Origin of the sequence: Alteraurantiacibacter buctensis (genome assembly GCF_009827655.1) — a bacterium.
GTDB classification, from domain to species: Bacteria; Pseudomonadota; Alphaproteobacteria; order Sphingomonadales; family Sphingomonadaceae; genus Alteraurantiacibacter; species Alteraurantiacibacter buctensis.
In genome coordinates, this window is record NZ_WTYV01000002.1 from 661,836 (window position 1) to 677,643 (window position 15,808).

The following is a 15,808-nucleotide window of genomic DNA, read 5'->3' on the forward strand; positions in this document are numbered from 1 at the left end:
ACCGCAAGGGAGGGGCGCGTGCCGGGCATCGATATCATCCTGTTCGCAGTATTCGGGCTGGTCATGATCAACCTGGCGTCAGCCGGGGTGGCGGCATGGTTGGCGATTAGCCTGCGGTCCGCCTCCCGCGCGCGCCGTTCGCTGTGGTCCTGCGCTTTTACGGGGGCGGTCGGCGCGCTGATGTTCCTGGGTTTCGCCCTCCGCGATACGGAATCGGCCTGGATCAGCGCCGCCTCGCTGGCGCTGGTCTTTGGCATCGGTGCGGTGGTCGCGGTTCCCGGTGCCGTGGTGATGAGCCGTCTGGCCGAGCGTCCGCCGCCGATCGGCGACACTTTCGCTTGCTGCCCGACGATCCCCTTTGGCAGCGCATCGCTGCGCACCCCATCGGCCCGCCCGATGCGGCCTTGTCATTCGCCCAGCGACTGGCGCGCGAAAACCGCTGGGATCTGGCCTATGCCGAGCGGGTGATTGGCGAGTACCGCCGCTTTTGCTACCTGGCCATGACCGCCGGGCATGAGGTGACCCCCAGCGACCAGGTGGACCAGGCCTGGCACCTGCACCTGACCTACAGCCGCGATTACTGGGATGTGTTCTGCCCGCAAGTGCTGGGCAAGCCGCTGCATCACGGCCCCACGGCGGGCGGCGCGGCGGAACAGGCGCGCTATTACGAGCAATATGCCCGCACCCTGAAAAGCTATGAAGCGGCCTTCGGCTCCGTCCCGGCAGACATCTGGCCTTCTGCCACCGAGCGTTTTGGTCGTCATCCGCAGGCTTTTCGCGTCATGCCCGATGCGGTATTGCTGTGGCGCACGCGCAAGGGCTGGGCGGTGCTGGCGCTGGCCGCGCTGGCCTTGCTCGCGGCCGGGTTCGCTCTGGGGAGGGCTGTGTGATGGGGCTGGGTGTGCTCGACTGGACGGCGGGGCCGTTCCTCACGCTTTATGTGCTGCTTTATATCGCGTGCCTCGTTGCCAGCATGGCCATTGCCCGGGCGACCCTGGCCGATGGCCGGCCGGGAACTTTGGCCGATCCGGAAGAAGCCGCGGTTCTTGGCCGCGGGCGCGAGCGGCTGGGCGAGGTGATCGCCTCGCGCCTGCTGGAACGGGGTGCGCTCAAGGTGGAAAAGGGCAAGCTGGTCCCGCAGCCCGGCGCGCGCGGGGAAAGCGCCACCGAGAGCGCGATCCTTGCCCTTCCTGCCCCGATTGCCTGGTCGCCCTTCCGCAAGGTGACCGATGCCGCCGCTGGCGAGATCGAGAAGCGGCTGGTGCGGCGCGGGCTGCTGCAGGAGGATGGCGAGGCCATGCGCGCCGCGCTGTTCGCCTGCCTGCCGCTGTTCGGGCTGCTGCTGCTGGGGCTGGCGAAGGCCGTGGTCGGATCGTCGCGCGGACATCCGATCGGCTTCCTGGTGTTCTTCATGGTGGCGACGGCGGGCACGATCCTGGTGCGCTGGCTTGGCGCGTCGCGCCAGACCCGCGCTGGCAAGGATGCCCTGCTGAACGCGGTGGAGCGGGCCGACCGGCTGAAGCTGGCCCCGGCACACGGGGAAGCGGCGATGGCCGTGGCGCTGTTCGGCACCGGGGTGCTGGCCACCAGTGCGCTGGGTGATTTCCATCGCATGCGCGCCACATCTGGCGGCAGCGACAGCGGTGGCAGCGGCGACAGTGGGGGCGATGGCGGCAGTGGTTGCGGGCGGCGGCTGCGGCGGTTGCGGTAGCTGAACCCCTGCGCGCGCTTCCCTTTGCCGCCTGATCGGCTAGGGGGAGGCGTATGGCCATGACGCTGATCCTGCTGCTGCTTGCCTTCCTGGCGCCGATGGCGTGCGGTTTCCTGCTCGCCCGCCTACGCCCGCAGATGTCCGGTTTTGCGGCCGCGCTGGTGGCCGCCCTGGCGCTGCTGGCGGCATTCCTGGCCTATTCCTGGTATCTGGCCGCCCACAGCATGGGCGATACCCCGCTGGCCCTGCCGGCCCTGCTGGTGTTCGGGCTGATCGCCTGGTTGATGGGCTTTGGGCTGGCCTTCTTCGGGCACAGCCTGGGCAGGCGGAAGGTATAGGCGAAGGATGGGCTTGATCGCGATCTTCCTGGCGCTGGGCGTGGTGGCCCTGCTGGCGCTGCTGTTCGGCTTCATCGCCAACCGCCTGTTTCCCGCCCGCTCGGCCAATCGGCGCGCGGGCATTGGTGCCATCACCCTTGCCGTGTTGATGACGCTCCCCGCCTATGTGGCGCTGATTGGTGACGGCGCGCCGCTTGTGTCGCTGGTCGCGGTGCTGGTGGGCACCCTGGTGATGGCGGCCGTCGCCTTTCCCATTGCACTGATCATCACCCGCAAGCAGGCGGGGCCCGCCGACCCCCGGACCTTCGATTGAGATGACCTTCCGCGCTACTGTCCTAACGCTTTACCCGGAGATGTTTCCCGGCCCCCTCGGCGTGTCGCTGGCGGGGCGGGCGCTGGCGGAAGGGGCCTGGCAGCTCGATGCGGTGCAGATCCGCGACTTCGCCACGGACAAGCATCGCACGGTGGATGATACGCCCGCCGGCGGCGGTGCCGGCATGGTGCTGAAGGTGGACGTGCTGGCAGCCGCCATAGACCATGCGCGCACGATCAATCCCGATGCGCCCGTGCTGGCCATGACGCCGCGCGGCAAGCCCATCACGCAAGGGCGCATCCGCGAACTGGCAGCCGGCCCCGGCATCACCATCCTGTGCGGCCGGTTCGAAGGGTTTGACGAGCGGATCTTCGAGGGCCGTCAGGTGGAAGAGGTGGCGCTGGCCGATATTGTGCTGTCAGGCGGAGAGCCTGCCGCACTGGCGATTCTGGACGCTTGCATTCGCCTGCTTCCCGGCGTAATGGGCGCGCCTTCCAGCGGTATCGAGGAGAGCTTCGAAAGCGGCCTCCTGGAATATCCGCACTATACCCGGCCCGTTGAATGGGAAGGGCGCACGATCCCCGAAGTGCTGCGATCGGGGGATCATGCGAAGATCGCGGCGTGGCGCAAGTCACAGTCCGAAGATCACACTCGGTTACGCAGGCCGGACCTTTGGGAACGCCACGGTGGCGTTCGGGACCAGCCTGCCTCTGACGCGCGGCGCAAAAAGTAGGAACCAGTAATGGGTCTGATTCAGGAACTGGAAGCCGAGGAAATCGCTCGCGCTGCCAAGGATATCCCCGAGTTTCGTGCGGGTGACACCGTGCGCGTGGGCGTGAAGGTGGTTGAAGGCAACCGCACCCGCGTCCAGAACTATGAGGGCGTGGTGATCGCGCGGTCCAACCGCTCCATCAACAGCAATTTCACTGTCCGCAAGATGAGCTTCGGCGAAGGCGTGGAACGCGTCTTTCCGCTGTACAGCCCGAACATCGACAGCATCACCGTGGTCCGCCGCGGCGTGGTGCGTCGCGCCAAGCTGTACTATCTGCGCGGCCGCACCGGCAAACGGGCTCGCATCGCCGAGCGCCGGGAGATTACCGGCCAGTAAGGGCCGTCTTCTCGCAAATCAGTTTCGTATTCGCGAAAGGGGCGCCCTGACAGGTTGGTCGGGAGCGCCCCTTTTGTCATGCACACCGGGTTGAAATTCAGGAGGTTCTAATGGGTTATCGTGTGGCCGTAGTCGGCGCGACGGGCAATGTCGGGCGCGAGATGATGGCGATCCTGGCGGAGCGCGAGTTCCCGATCGACGAGATCGCCGCCGTGGCCAGCAGCCGCAGCCAGGGCAGCGAGGTGGAATTCGGCGACACCGGCAAGATGCTGAAGTGCCAGAACCTCGACAACTTCGATTTCACCGGCTGGGACATCGCCCTGTTTGCGGCGGGCAGCGGCCCGACCAAGATCCACGCCCCGCGTGCGGCTGCGGCCGGCTGCGTGGTGATCGACAATTCCAGCCTCTACCGCATGGACCCGGACGTGCCGCTGATCGTGCCCGAAGTGAACCCGGACGCGATCGACGGCTACACCACGCGCAACATCATCGCCAATCCCAACTGCTCCACCGCGCAGATGGTGGTGGCGCTGAAGCCGCTGCACGATGCGGCCAAGATCACCCGCGTGGTGGTGTCCACTTACCAGTCGGTCTCCGGCGCGGGCAAGGCGGGCATGGACGAGCTGTTCGAGCAGACCCGGGCGATCTTCGTCAACGATCCGGTGGTGGCGAAGAAGTTCACCAAGCAGATCGCCTTCAACGTGATCCCGCACATCGACGTGTTCCTGGATGACGGCTTCACCAAGGAAGAGTGGAAGATGGTCGTGGAGACCAAGAAGATCCTCGACCCCAAGGTGAAGGTGCAGGCCACCTGCGTGCGCGTGCCGGTGTTTGTCGGCCACTCGGAATCGATCAGCATCGAGTTCGAGAACGAGATTTCGGCCAAGGAAGCGCAGGACATCCTGCGCGAGGCGCCGGGCATCATGCTGGTCGACAAGCGCGAGGACGGTGGATACGTCACCCCCATCGAGTGCGCAGGTGACTATGCCACCTTCGTGTCCCGCGTGCGCGAGGATCCGACGGTAGACAACGGCCTGGTGCTGTGGTGCGTTTCCGATAACCTGCGCAAGGGCGCGGCCCTCAACGCCGTGCAGATTGCCGAACTGCTCGGCCGCCGCCACCTGAAGAAGGGCTGAGAAGGACCGTCGGGTGACTGAGATCCACACCAGCCACCTGGAAAGCTTCGACGGCACCCGCCTCGCCGTGCACCAGTGCGGGGCGGGGCGGCCGGTGCTGCTGCTCCACGGCCTCTATTCCAGTGCGCGGATGAACTGGATCAAGTTCGGCCATGCCGAACGGCTGGCGGCGGCAGGCTTTCGCGCGATCATGCCCGACCAGCGCGGCCATGCCGGGTCCGCAGCGCCGCATGATCCCGCCAAATGGCCCGATGGCGTGCTGGTGCACGATGCACTGGCGCTGGTGGAGGCGCTGGGGCTGGATGACTACGACCTTGTCGGCTTCTCGCTGGGCGCACGCACAGCGCTGGGCGCGGTGGTGGAGGGGCTGACCCCGCGCCGGCTGGTGCTGGCGGGCATGGGGCTGGAAAGCCTGGATAACTGGGATGACCGGATGGTCTTCTTCCTCGATGCCCTGGACCGGTTCGACGAGATCGGCCCGGGCGATCCGGCCAGCTTCGTGGTCGCCTTCATGAAGACCATGAAGATCGACCGCACGGCGGCGCGGCTGCTGCTGCAATCGCGGTTCGAAATCGACCGGGCAGACCTGGCTCGCGTAACCATGCCCACGCTGGTGCTGTGCGGGGAGCAGGACCGCGATAACGGATCACCCCACGCGCTGGCGGAAGCGCTGCCCAATGCCCGGCTGCAACTGGTGCCCGGCGGCCACATGGACAGCGTCACCAAGCCGGAACTGGGTGCCGCGCTGGTCGATTTCCTTACCTGAAAGGCGGCTCGTTGAAGGCGCGCAGCTTGCGGCTGTGCAGGCGGGCGCCTTCTGCCCGCAGCAGTTCGCAACTGCGGATGCCGATCTGCAGGTGGCCGGCAATCGCCTGCTCGTAGAACAGGTTGGCCTGCCCCGGCAGCTTGATCTCGCCATGCAGCGGCTTGTCGGACACGCACAGCAGGGTGCCGTAGGGGACGCGGAAGCGATAGCCCTGGGCCGCGACAGTGGCCGATTCCATCTCGATGGCGACTGCCCGGCTGAGACTGAGGCGGCGGGCGGACTGGGTGTAGCGCAGTTCCCAGTTGCGATCGTCGGTCGTCACCACGGTGCCGGTGCGCATCCGCTGCTTCAGGTCCGACCCCTGCGCGCCGCTGACTTCCTCGGCGGCGGCATAGAGCGCCTGCTGCACCTCGGCGATGGCAGGCAGTGGGATTTCCGGCGGCAGCACGCTGTCGAGCACGTGATCGTCGCGCAGGTAGGCGTGGGCCAGGACGAAATCGCCGATCTGCTGGCTGGGTCGCAGTCCGCCGCAGTGACCGATCATCAGCCAGGCGTGCGGCCGGAGGACGGCCAAGTGATCGGTAATGGTCTTGGCATTGCTGGGGCCCACGCCGATGTTGACCAGCGTTATGCCAGCCCGGCCCGGTGCGTGGAGGTGGTAGGCCGGCATCTGGTGCCGCTTCCACGTGGTCTCGTTCAGGTAGGCGCGGGCATTGGCGGTGGTCTCGCGCAGGTCCAGCCCGCCCGCCCCGGTCAACGCGGTATAGGTGCCCCGGCCAACCTGTGCGCCCGCCCAGTCGACGAATTCGTCGATGTAACGATGATAGTTGGTCAGCAGCACGAAGTCCTGGAAATCGTCGGGCCGGGTGCCGGTGTAGTGCGACAGGCGCGCGAGGCTGAAATCGGTGCGCAGGCCATCGAACAGCGACAGCGGCCGTTCCAGCCCGGGCACGTCGATGCAGTCGGCAATCTCGTCCCCGATCAGCGCCAGCTCGGTGGTTGGGAAGTGGCGGGCTAGGTCCGTTGGACGGATCCCGGCCATGTCCGCTCCGTGCGAGCCATCGAGCACATAGGGGAAGGGGATTTCCTGGGTCGATGGGCGCACGGTGACTTGCACCGGGTAATCGGCCAGGATCAGGTCAAGCTGTTCGGCCAGGTAATCGCCGAACAGGTCCGGCCGGGTGACGGTGGTGGAATAGTCGCCGGTGACATTGAGGCGGCCGAAGGCGCGCTGGCCTTCACCGCGCACCCCGCCGCCGGGATAGGACACGCGCAGTTCGGGATAGGCATAGCTGCCGTCATGCCGGCGTTGCGGCGGGGGCGGAGTGCCATCTTTTGCGAAGGCGGCGATATCGGCGCGCAGGCGCGCCACGGAAGCTTCGTAAAGTCCGGCAAGCTGGTCGATGATAGTGCGGGAATCCATGGCCACGGATAGCGCCAAAGCGGCGCGCTTGCCAAGGGCATCCGGTTACAAATGAAAAGGGCGCCGTCCCCGCGGGGAAGGCGCCCTGTTCTTGGTTTCCCGCAGGAAGGCGAGGCTCAGGCCTCGGCGTCCTCGTCCGCGGGGGGCAGGTCGCCCAGTTCGCGGTTGGGGTCCAGTTCTTCGGTGAAGCCGTCGGCTTCGGCGCGATCGTCGGCCATGTGCGAACCGATCACGTCGACGCCCTGGCGCTGCAGTTCGGCTTCGTCGTCCGAACGGGCAACGTTGGCCTTCACCAGCACCAGCACCTCGGGGTGCAGGGCCACGGTCACATCGAACACGCCCAGCGTCTTGATGGGCGCGCCCATGATGACCTGGCGCTTGTCGACCTTGTGGCCCTGGGCCACCAGGGCATCGGCCACGTCACGCACGTTGACCGAACCATAGAGCTGGCCGGAGTTCGACGAGGCGCGGATCAGGACGATCTCGGCCCCGGCAACGCTCTCGCCCTGCTTTTCGGCAGCGGCGCGCTTGTCGGCGTTTTCCTTTTCCAGCCGGTCACGGTTGGCTTCGAAAACGGCGCGGTTGGCTTCGTTGGCACGCAGGGCCTTCTTCTGCGGCAGCAGGAAGTTGCGGGCATAGCCGTCCTTCACCGAAACCACGTCACCGATGGTGCCCAGGTTCTCGATGCGTTCAAGGAGAATGATATCCATGGTCAGTCTCCCCTCACTTCACGATGTAGGGCAGCAGGCCCAGGTGGCGCGCACGCTTGATGGCGCGGGCCAGCTCACGCTGCTTCTTGGCGGACACCGCAGTGATGCGGCTGGGGACGATCTTGCCCCGCTCGGACATGAAGCCCTGCAGCAGGCGCGTGTCCTTGTAATCGATCTTCGGCGCGTCCTTGGCCGCGAACGGGCAGGACTTGCGGCGGCGGAAAAACGGGCGGGCCATCAGATGCGCTCCTCACGGGTTTCGCGGCGCTTACGGTCGCGGTCGTTCTTGCGCATCATGGCCGAGGGGCCTTCCTCCAACTCGTCGACCGCGATGGTCAGCCAGCGGATGATGTCCTCGTTGATGCGGTTCTGGCGCTCCAGCTCGGCAACGAGCTGGCCGGGACCGTCGATGTTCAGCAGCACGTAGTGCGCCTTGCGGTTGCGGTCGATCTTGTAGGCGAGGGACTTCAGGCCCCAGGTCTCGGTCTTGGTGACCTTGCCGCCAAAGCTTTCCACGATTTCCGTGGCAGCGGCAGCCAGCGCATCGACCTGAGCCTGGCTCAAATCCTGACGCGCGAGAAACACGTGCTCGTAAAGAGCCATGTCACGCTTCCTTTCATGTTCATGCCGATCGCTGGCTTGTCCGCGCGGATCGCGGCGCCCCTCCGGCTTTCTTAGGTTTCCGAAGGGCCCGTCGGCCCCCCGGAAGTCGCGGCACATAGACGAATTGCCCCCGAATGCAAGCGCGGCTAGGCAGGATTCGCTAAGGGAGAGGAATGATAATGCTGAAACGCCTGTTTGTCGCCGCCGTGCTGGCTGCCACCACAATGTCCGCGCCGGTCGCCGCACAGGACGCGCCGCGCCCGCCCGCCACCGAACCGGGGCTGGAACTGCTCTATCGCAGCGTGGTGAAGCTGGGCCCGGCGATAGACGCTGGCGTGACGGCGCTGGGCCAGCGCCGGATCATTCCCATCATCGGCGGCACCTTTGAAGGCCCGGACATGCGGGGCGAGATCCTGCCGATGGGGTGGGACTGGCAGCTTGATCGCAGTGACGGTTGCACCCAGATTATTGCCGACTATTTCCTGCGCACCGATGATGGCGTGATAATCAACGTGGTGAATACCGGCGCGCTGTGCCGCCCCGGTACCGACGGCGCGGCCCCGCCGCCGGTGCGTACCAGCCCCGTGTTCGAGGCCCCACGCGGCCGTTACGAGGGTCTGTCGCAAGGCGGCCATATCGGCACGCTGGGGTTTGATCCTTCCGTGCAGGAACCGCACGTGGTGATCACCATTTACCGCTCCAACTGATCGCATCTTGCAGGGGCCAGCGAGTGCGGGCAAGGCAGGGAAGGATCAACTCTCTGACGTGAAGGACCGCGCATGCCCAGTGGCCTGGTTGCCCTGCTTGACGACATATCGGTAATCGCCAAGGCCGCTGCGGCATCGGTGGACGATGTCGGCGTGGCCGCAATGCGTGCGGGCACCAAGTCGGCCGGGGTGGTGATCGACGATGCGGCGGTGACGCCCAGCTACGTCACCGAATTCACGCCGGACCGCGAACTGCCGATCATCTGGCAGATTACCAAGGGCAGCTTGCGCAACAAGCTGCTGATCCTGCTGCCCGCGGCCCTGCTGCTCAGCCAGTTCGCCCCTTGGGCGATCACCCCGCTGCTGATCGTGGGCGGCCTGTTTCTGTGCTATGAAGGCGCGGAAAAGCTGATGGAAAAGCTGGGCGGCGAGAAACACGGCGAGACGCTGGAAGACCCCATCGAGGATATTGCCACCTTCGAGAAGGAGCGGATTTCGGGCGCGGTGCGGACCGATTTCATCCTTTCGGCGGAAATCATGGCCATCGCCCTTAACGAGGTGGCGACAGAGCCGTTGCTGACGCGCGCGATGATCCTGGCGCTGGTGGGCGTGGTCATCACCATCCTGGTCTATGGTGCGGTGGCGCTGATCGTGAAGATGGACGATATCGGCCTGCACCTGACCGAGAAGGGGCGCACCGGCGCTGGCCGCAAGCTTGGCGTGGGCCTGCTGAAAGCGATGCCGGTCCTGCTCGCGGCGCTGTCCGGCATTGGTACCGCCGCGATGCTGTGGGTTGGGGGGCAGATCGTGCTCCACGGAACGGAGGAACTGGGCCTCGCCGGTCCCGCGCACCTGGTGCACGATGCGCAGCACGCGGTGGAACACGCCACCGGCTCGCTGGCGGGGGTGCTCGGCTGGCTGACCAATGCCGGCCTGTCAGCCGTGGCCGGCGTGATCCTGGGGACGATTATAGCACTGGTGTTGCATAAGGTGCTGAAGGTGGGCGCCCACTGACGGGTTCGGGCGCGGGCGGATCGGGCATCCCCTGCGGCACTGGCGGGCGATAGACTTCCGCTGTCTTCGTGGGGGCGACTTTCTCCGGTTCAGGCACCAGCGCGTTCAGCGGATGCGCCTCCAGGCTCTCGCGCCGGCGGCGGCGCTCCTCCACAATCCATGCGTCGAGATCGGCCCAGCCGCGCCCGTCGCTGCATTCCACCCGGCCATCGGGATGAATGACGTGCCACGGCTCTTCGTCGGCCACTCGCGGGTCCATCACCAGCGGCACCACGGTGCGCTCGGTGCTGACCGACCAGCCGATCACGTTGCACTTCACCAGTTCCACCTGCCCATCGTCGAAATAGGCGGTGACGAGGTAAGTGCCGGGCAGCGCCGGCAACATGCCCGCGCTGGCCGGGCGGTAGTTCTTGACCATCATTGGCGGCCCCCTTTGCGTATGGGCCTTAGACGACAGCGGTGCTGAACCCCGCGCCAAGAGGTGTCGTTAACGCAGGTTTAGCTATGCCAGCCGGTCCAGCACGCCGCGGGCGAATTCGCTGAGGGTATCGTCGCGCGCCCCCATTATGACGACCCGGTCCCCCGGCTGCGCCAGTTCGACGATACGGTCACCACAGGCCTCGCGATCCGGGATGTATTCGGCCCTGCCGCCAGCCGCCTCGATCAGGCCGATGATCCGTTCGGTGCCCTCGCTGCGGTCCACCGTGCCGCCGAAATAGACCGGATCGCACATGATGGTGATGTCATCCGGGCCGAGTTCCTCGGCGAAGGTCTTCGCCAGTTCGTGCCCCATCTGGCGCAAGGGGCCATAGCCGTGCGGCTGGAAGAAGGCGATCACCCGGCCCGGCTGGCTTTTCAGCGTGCGCAGGGTGGCGCGGCATTTCTCAGGATTGTGGCCGAAATCGTCGATCACCACGATCCCGTCACTCGACGTGCCGACGATGTCGAACCGCCGCGCCAGGCCCTTGAATTCGGCCAGGGCCAGGACCGCATCATGCATGGTGACCCCGGCGGCAACGGCTCCGGCAATCGCCGCCAGGGCATTGGCCAGGTTGTGCCGCCCGGGAACGGGCAGGCGCAGCGGGTGGACCGTGTGGTCGCGGCGGTCGAGCAGCAGGGCGCTGATGCTGGTGGGGCCTTCGCGGATCGAATCGGTCTCCACGCCGATGTCGGCATCCTGGCTGTTGATGGCGAAAGTGATCCGCTTTGCCGCCCGCTCGCCCAGGAAGCGCGAATCCTCGTCATCCAGGTTGATTGCCGCGATGCCCGCACGCGCCACGAAGTCCCCGAACAGCCGACGCAGTTCCTCGATGCTCTTGTGATCCAGGCTGACGTTGAGCAGGACCGCCACCGAAGGATTGTAGAGATCGATCGAGCCGTCGCTCTCGTCCACCTCGGCCACGAATGTGCGGCCGCGGCCCACCACGGCGCTGGCGAAGGGGTTGGCGACGCTGGCGAAGTTCTTCATCACCGCACCGTTCATGATCGTGGGATTGCGGCCGTCCTTTTCGATGATCCAGCCGATCATGCCGGTCACCGTGCTCTTGCCGCTTGTGCCGCCCACGGCGATGGAGCGGGGTGCGGTGTTGAACAGGGCGCTGAGCAGTTCGGCCCGCGTCACCCGGTCGCACCCCAGGGCCTTGGCGCGGATCACCTCGGGCACGGTGTCCTCGATCGCCGCGCTGGCGACCAGCACCTGCTGCGGCGAGGTGATGCCGCTGCCGTCCTGCCGGAAGATGCGAATGCCCTGGCGGCGCAGCCAGTCGAACTTTTCGGGCGTGCGGCCCTGGTCCCAGCTGCGGTCCGATCCCGACACTTCGGCGCCCACGCCGCTGGCGATCACGGCTAGGGGCAACATGCCCGATCCGCCGATGCCGCAGAAGAACAGGGGGCGGGAAACAAGCTCGGCAGGTGTCAGGGCGTCCATTAACCCTGCCTATTATCCCGGTGGCACTTTGAAAAGCGGGTGGGTAGGAATGTTTTGCCATGACGCTGAAAATCGCCCTCGTGTGTCCCGGAAAACCGCTGCTGCGTGATCGCGCGGAGGCCGTGCTGGCCCTGGCGGCTGCCGAATATCCGCAGGTGGAACTGGCGTTCCACCCGCAGTGCTTCCTTGAGCAGGGCCACTTTGCCGGGCCGGACGAGGCGCGGCTGGCCGCCTTTCTGGAGGTAGCGAACGACCCGGCGGTGGATGGCGTCTGGTTCGGCATGGGCGGCTATGGCTCCAACCGCATCGCCCATGCGGCCATCGCCGGGCTGGGCGAAGCGGCCATGGACAAGACCTACCTCGGCTATTCGGACTGCGGCACCCTGCTGGGGGCGCTTTACCGCAACGGCATCGGCAAGCCCGTCCACGGGCCGCTGGCGGGCGATATCCGGCGCGAAGGCGGCGAGGATGCCGTGCGCCGGGTGCTCGACTGGTTCATTGGTAACCCGCAAGGATTGGAGGGCGGGCTGGACCATCGCCCCGCCGTGGCCTTCAACCTGATGACGCTGGCCATGCTGGTGGGCACCGACCTGATGCCCGACGTGGCCGGCCACGTGGTGCTGGTGGAGGAGGTGGCCGAGCATCTCTATGCGGTGGACCGGCTGATGTTCCATGTGACCCAGCACCTGCAAGGTGTGGCCGGCCTGCGCCTCGGCCGCGTGTCCGCCGTGCCTGAGAATGACCGGCCCTTCGGTGCGACCGAGGAGGATATTGCCCGTTACTGGTGCCAGCGCAGCGGCATTGCCTGGCTGGGCCGTGCGGACATCGGCCACGATGCTGCCAACAGGATTGTCCCATTCGGCCTTGCCTGATCGCGCCCGCAGTCATAGGCGCTGCCGCCAACAGAGGAGACCCCCGCGCAATGATCGCATTCGTTTTCCCCGGTCAGGGCAGCCAGAAGGTGGGCATGGGCGTGGACCTGGCCGCAGCCAGCGCCGCCGCCCGCGAAGTGTTCGAAGAAGTGGACGAGGCGCTGGGCCAGAAGCTGTTCGCCCTGATGGCCGAAGGGCCGGAGGACGAGCTGACGCGCACCGCCAATGCCCAGCCGGCGATCATGGCGCATTCCATCGCGGTCGCCCGCGTGCTGGAGCAGGACTTTGGCGTAAAGCTGGCGCAGGTGGGTGAGGCGGTGGCCGGTCACTCGCTGGGCGAATACTCAGCACTGACCGCCGTGGGAGCCTTCGGGCTGGCCGATGCCGCCCGCCTGCTGCGCGTTCGCGGCGATGCCATGCAGGCCGCCGTGCCGGTGGGCGTGGGCGGCATGTGCGCGCTGCTGGGGGCCGACCTGGAAAAGGCGCAGGCCCTGGCCGATGCCGCCGCGCAAGGGGAAGTGTGCGAAGTCGCCAATGATAACGATCCGGGCCAGGTGGTCCTCTCGGGCCATGCCGGGGCCATTGCCCGCGCGGTGGACCTGGCCAAGGAGTATGGCTGCAAGCGCGCCGTGCCGCTGCCGGTCTCCGCTCCGTTCCACTGCAGCCTGATGCAGCCTGCTGCCGATGCAATGGCCGAGGCGCTGGCCAAGTGCCCGCCGAAGGGCCTGCTGCTGCCGGTCTATGCAAACTTCACCGCCGCGCTGGTGAGCGATCCGGCTGAGGAACTGGACCTGCTGGTAAAGCAGGTAACCGGCCGCGTCCGCTGGCGCGAGAGCATGGCCGCCATGGGCGAGGCCGGGATCACCCGTTTCGTGGAGCTTGGCGGCAAGGTGGTGGGCCCGATGATCCGCAAGATCGTGCCCGACAGCACGCAGGACAGCCTGGTATCGATGGCCGAGATCGAGGCGCTGGCGAAGGAGATTGCATGATGTTCGACCTTACCGGAATGAATGCCCTGGTCACCGGCGCAGCGGGCGGGATCGGTTCTGCCATCAGCCGCGCGCTGGCGGCGCAGGGCGCTCGCGTGGCCCTGTCCGGCTCCAACGGGGCCAAGCTGCGCGCCTTTCGTGACGAGCTGAACGAAAGCTTCGCCCACCACGACCATGACGGGCATGTCGAGATAACCTGCGATCTCAGCAACACCACCCAGGTGGAGGAACTGGTGCCCGCCGCGCTCGACACGCTGGGCAAGATCGACATCCTGGTGAACAACGCCGGCATCACCCGCGACAACCTGGCCATGCGCATGAAGGACGAGGAATGGGACGCGGTGATCCGCATCAACCTGGAATCGACCTTCCGGCTGATGCGCGCGGTTACCCGGCCGATGATGAAGGCGCGCTTTGGCCGCATCATCACCATCACGTCCGTGGTGGGGGCCACCGGCAACCCGGGGCAGATGAACTATTGCGCGGCCAAGGCGGGAATTACCGGCATGACCAAGAGCCTGGCGCAGGAAGTGGCCAGCCGCGGCATCACCGCCAACTGCGTAGCTCCCGGCTTCATCCGCACCCCGATGACCGAGGTGCTGACCGATGACCAGAAGGCCGCCATCAACGGCCGCATCCCCATGGCCCGCATGGGCGAGGGCGATGATATCGGGGCGGCCGCGGCCTATCTCGCCAGCCGCGAGGCGGGCTATGTCACCGGGCAGACGCTGCACGTGAACGGCGGGATGGCGATGATTAGCTGAACGAACGCCCATCCGGGCGTTCGTCCTCGGTGCTGTTTACTCCGCTTCGCTTCGCGGCACCTGCGGGCGGCCGGTCGGCCTTGCGGCGGGTGCGTCGCCGTTGGCGCTTAGTTGCGGGATTTGTGCAGCTTTATCCCCAAGGAATCGCCCTTTGCGGGCCAGATTTCCCAAGCGGTGCTTGCCCCCTCTGGCACCCCGGTTAAGACTGTAACGGTCATTTTCCGGCGCCTGTGGGCGATTCCGGCCAATACCGGTCAGGATCACGGCTACAGGCGCGCGAGATCAGGGGTTTGAAGGCGATGAAGGCCACCATCGAACGGGCAAAACTGCTCCGCTGCCTGAGCCACGTGCAAAGCGTGGTGGAGCGGCGCAACACCATCCCGATCCTGTCCAACGTGCTGATCGAGGCATCCAGCGATGGCCTGGTCAAGATCATGGCGACTGACCTGGACCTGCAAGTGGTGGAAAGCCTGGCCGCCAACCGGGTGGACAGCGCCGGATCGATCACCGTTTCCGCCCACCTGCTGTTCGACATTGCCCGCAAGCTGCCCGATGGGGCGGAAGTCAGCCTGGAGACGGCGGACAACCGCATGGTGGTGAAGGCCAACCGCAGCCGGTTCCAGCTGCCCACCCTGCCGCGCGATGATTTCCCGGTAATCGTGGAAGGTGACCTGCCGACCAGCTTCGAGTTGCCCGCCACCACCCTGGCCGAGCTGATCGACCGCACCCGCTTCGCCATCTCCACCGAGGAGACGCGCTATTATCTCAACGGCATCTTCCTGCACGTGGCGGAGGAGAACGGCGGCGTGCTGAAGGCCGCTGCCACCGATGGCCATCGCCTGGCGCGCTTCACCGTGACGCGGCCCGCCGGGGCGGAAGGCATGCCGGACGTGATCGTGCCGCGCAAGTGCGTGGCCGAACTGCGCAAGCTGCTGGAAGAATCGCTCGATACCAACGTGCTGGTCGATCTGAGCCCTTCGAAGATCCGCTTCACCCTGGGTGGCGAGGGCGGGGTGGTGCTCACCTCCAAGCTGATCGACGGCACTTTCCCCGATTACAGCCGCGTGATTCCCACGGGGAACGACAAGCTGCTGAAGCTCGATCCCAAGAGCTTCTTCGCCGGGGTCGACCGCGTGGCCACCATCGCCACCGAGAAGACCCGCGCGGTCAAGATGGCGCTGGAGCCGGACAAGGTGACGATCTCGGTCACCAGCCCGGACAACGGCAACGCATCCGAAGAGCTGGCCGCCGACTATCGCAGCGACCCGATGGAAATCGGCTTCAACGCCGGTTACCTGAAGGACATCCTGGCCCAGATCGACAGCGATACGGTGGAACTGCACCTGGCCGACGCCGGTGCGCCCACGCTGATCCGCAAAGACGAGAAGAGCCCGGCGTTGTATGTGCTGATGCCGATGCGGGTGTGA

At 66.4% G+C, this 15,808-nt stretch carries 21 protein-coding genes; 15 read left to right on the plus strand and 6 right to left on the minus strand.

Features of this window, described 5'->3' with window-relative positions; genetic code table 11:
* Positions 1-18 precede the first annotated feature (18 nt).
* The 9 genes from GRI99_RS18650 to GRI99_RS07760 all read left to right on the plus strand — a co-directional run bounded on the left by GRI99_RS18650 (position 19) and on the right by GRI99_RS07760 (position 5,372).
* Positions 19-468, plus strand: coding sequence for a hypothetical protein (locus tag GRI99_RS18650; RefSeq protein ID WP_237438187.1), 450 nt, complete (start codon positions 19-21; stop codon positions 466-468).
* Positions 405-890, plus strand: a complete 486-nt coding sequence (locus GRI99_RS07725; RefSeq protein WP_237438188.1) for a glycine-rich domain-containing protein — start codon at positions 405-407, stop codon at positions 888-890. The genes GRI99_RS18650 and GRI99_RS07725 overlap by 64 nt, the downstream gene beginning before the upstream one ends.
* A complete protein-coding gene (locus GRI99_RS07730) occupies positions 890-1,711 on the plus strand; it encodes a TIGR04222 domain-containing membrane protein (RefSeq protein WP_237438234.1) in 822 nt (273 codons plus the stop codon). Before GRI99_RS07725 ends, GRI99_RS07730 begins: the two co-directional genes overlap by 1 nt.
* Before the next feature lie 59 nt (positions 1,712-1,770).
* The gene (locus tag GRI99_RS07735; protein WP_160771439.1) at positions 1,771-2,049 is read left to right on the plus strand and encodes a hypothetical protein; all 279 of its coding nucleotides are present in this window, start codon (positions 1,771-1,773) and stop codon (positions 2,047-2,049) included.
* Between the two features lie 13 nt (positions 2,050-2,062).
* On the plus strand, positions 2,063-2,362 hold the full coding sequence (locus GRI99_RS07740; RefSeq protein WP_160771440.1) for a hypothetical protein: 300 nt from the start codon (positions 2,063-2,065) through the stop codon (positions 2,360-2,362).
* Position 2,363: 1 nt separating this feature from the next.
* Positions 2,364-3,095 carry a tRNA (guanosine(37)-N1)-methyltransferase TrmD gene (trmD, locus tag GRI99_RS07745; protein ID WP_160771441.1) on the plus strand — a complete coding sequence of 244 codons (732 nt, stop codon included), beginning with the start codon at positions 2,364-2,366 and terminating at the stop codon, positions 3,093-3,095.
* A 9-nt stretch (positions 3,096-3,104) separates the two neighbouring features.
* On the plus strand, positions 3,105-3,470 hold the full coding sequence (gene rplS / locus GRI99_RS07750; protein WP_160771442.1) for a 50S ribosomal protein L19: 366 nt from the start codon (positions 3,105-3,107) through the stop codon (positions 3,468-3,470).
* 110 nt (positions 3,471-3,580) lie between these two features.
* Positions 3,581-4,606 carry an aspartate-semialdehyde dehydrogenase gene (locus GRI99_RS07755; protein ID WP_160771443.1) on the plus strand — a complete coding sequence of 342 codons (1,026 nt, stop codon included), beginning with the start codon at positions 3,581-3,583 and terminating at the stop codon, positions 4,604-4,606.
* A gap of 13 nt (positions 4,607-4,619) precedes the next feature.
* Positions 4,620-5,372, plus strand: coding sequence for an alpha/beta fold hydrolase (locus tag GRI99_RS07760; RefSeq protein ID WP_160771444.1), 753 nt, complete (start codon positions 4,620-4,622; stop codon positions 5,370-5,372).
* Here GRI99_RS07760 and GRI99_RS07765 read toward each other — a convergent pair.
* From GRI99_RS07765 to rpsF, 4 genes are all read right to left on the minus strand, one after another.
* The gene (locus tag GRI99_RS07765; protein ID WP_160771445.1) at positions 5,365-6,795 is read right to left on the minus strand and encodes an AMP nucleosidase; all 1,431 of its coding nucleotides are present in this window, start codon (positions 6,793-6,795) and stop codon (positions 5,365-5,367) included. The genes GRI99_RS07760 and GRI99_RS07765 overlap by 8 nt on opposite strands.
* Before the next feature lie 116 nt (positions 6,796-6,911).
* On the minus strand, positions 6,912-7,505 hold the full coding sequence (rplI, locus tag GRI99_RS07770; RefSeq protein ID WP_160771446.1) for a 50S ribosomal protein L9: 594 nt from the start codon (positions 7,503-7,505) through the stop codon (positions 6,912-6,914).
* 13 nt (positions 7,506-7,518) lie between these two features.
* Positions 7,519-7,743, minus strand: a complete 225-nt coding sequence (rpsR, locus tag GRI99_RS07775; RefSeq protein ID WP_160771447.1) for a 30S ribosomal protein S18 — start codon at positions 7,741-7,743, stop codon at positions 7,519-7,521.
* Positions 7,743-8,108, minus strand: coding sequence for a 30S ribosomal protein S6 (gene rpsF, locus GRI99_RS07780; RefSeq protein ID WP_160771448.1), 366 nt, complete (start codon positions 8,106-8,108; stop codon positions 7,743-7,745). The genes rpsR and rpsF overlap by 1 nt, the downstream gene beginning before the upstream one ends.
* A 179-nt stretch (positions 8,109-8,287) precedes the next feature.
* On the opposite strand from rpsF, the gene GRI99_RS07785 reads away from it, so the two are divergent.
* A complete protein-coding gene (locus GRI99_RS07785; protein ID WP_160771449.1) occupies positions 8,288-8,815 on the plus strand; it encodes a DUF3237 domain-containing protein in 528 nt (175 codons plus the stop codon).
* 72 nt (positions 8,816-8,887) lie between these two features.
* Positions 8,888-9,829: a DUF808 domain-containing protein gene (locus GRI99_RS07790; protein ID WP_160771450.1), complete on the plus strand. Its 942-nt coding sequence runs from the start codon at positions 8,888-8,890 to the stop codon at positions 9,827-9,829.
* Here GRI99_RS07790 and GRI99_RS07795 read toward each other — a convergent pair.
* A complete protein-coding gene (locus tag GRI99_RS07795) occupies positions 9,783-10,250 on the minus strand; it encodes a hypothetical protein (RefSeq protein WP_160771451.1) in 468 nt (155 codons plus the stop codon). The two genes, GRI99_RS07790 and GRI99_RS07795, sit on opposite strands and share 47 nt — an antisense overlap.
* Positions 10,251-10,331: 81 nt before the next feature.
* Entirely contained in the window at positions 10,332-11,756 is a 1,425-nt protein-coding gene (locus GRI99_RS07800; protein WP_160771452.1) for a glutamate ligase domain-containing protein, read from the minus strand.
* A 59-nt stretch (positions 11,757-11,815) separates the two neighbouring features.
* Here GRI99_RS07800 and GRI99_RS07805 point away from each other — a divergent pair, with 59 nt between their 5' ends.
* From GRI99_RS07805 to dnaN, 4 genes are all read left to right on the plus strand, one after another.
* Entirely contained in the window at positions 11,816-12,628 is an 813-nt protein-coding gene (locus tag GRI99_RS07805) for an LD-carboxypeptidase (protein WP_160771453.1), read from the plus strand.
* A gap of 50 nt (positions 12,629-12,678) precedes the next feature.
* A complete protein-coding gene (gene fabD / locus GRI99_RS07810; RefSeq protein WP_160771454.1) occupies positions 12,679-13,617 on the plus strand; it encodes an ACP S-malonyltransferase in 939 nt (312 codons plus the stop codon).
* Positions 13,617-14,381 carry a 3-oxoacyl-[acyl-carrier-protein] reductase gene (fabG, locus tag GRI99_RS07815; RefSeq protein ID WP_160771686.1) on the plus strand — a complete coding sequence of 255 codons (765 nt, stop codon included), beginning with the start codon at positions 13,617-13,619 and terminating at the stop codon, positions 14,379-14,381. Before fabD ends, fabG begins: the two co-directional genes overlap by 1 nt.
* Before the next feature lie 299 nt (positions 14,382-14,680).
* Complete coding sequence (gene dnaN, locus GRI99_RS07820) at positions 14,681-15,808, plus strand: DNA polymerase III subunit beta (protein WP_160771455.1); 1,128 nt, start codon at positions 14,681-14,683, stop codon at positions 15,806-15,808.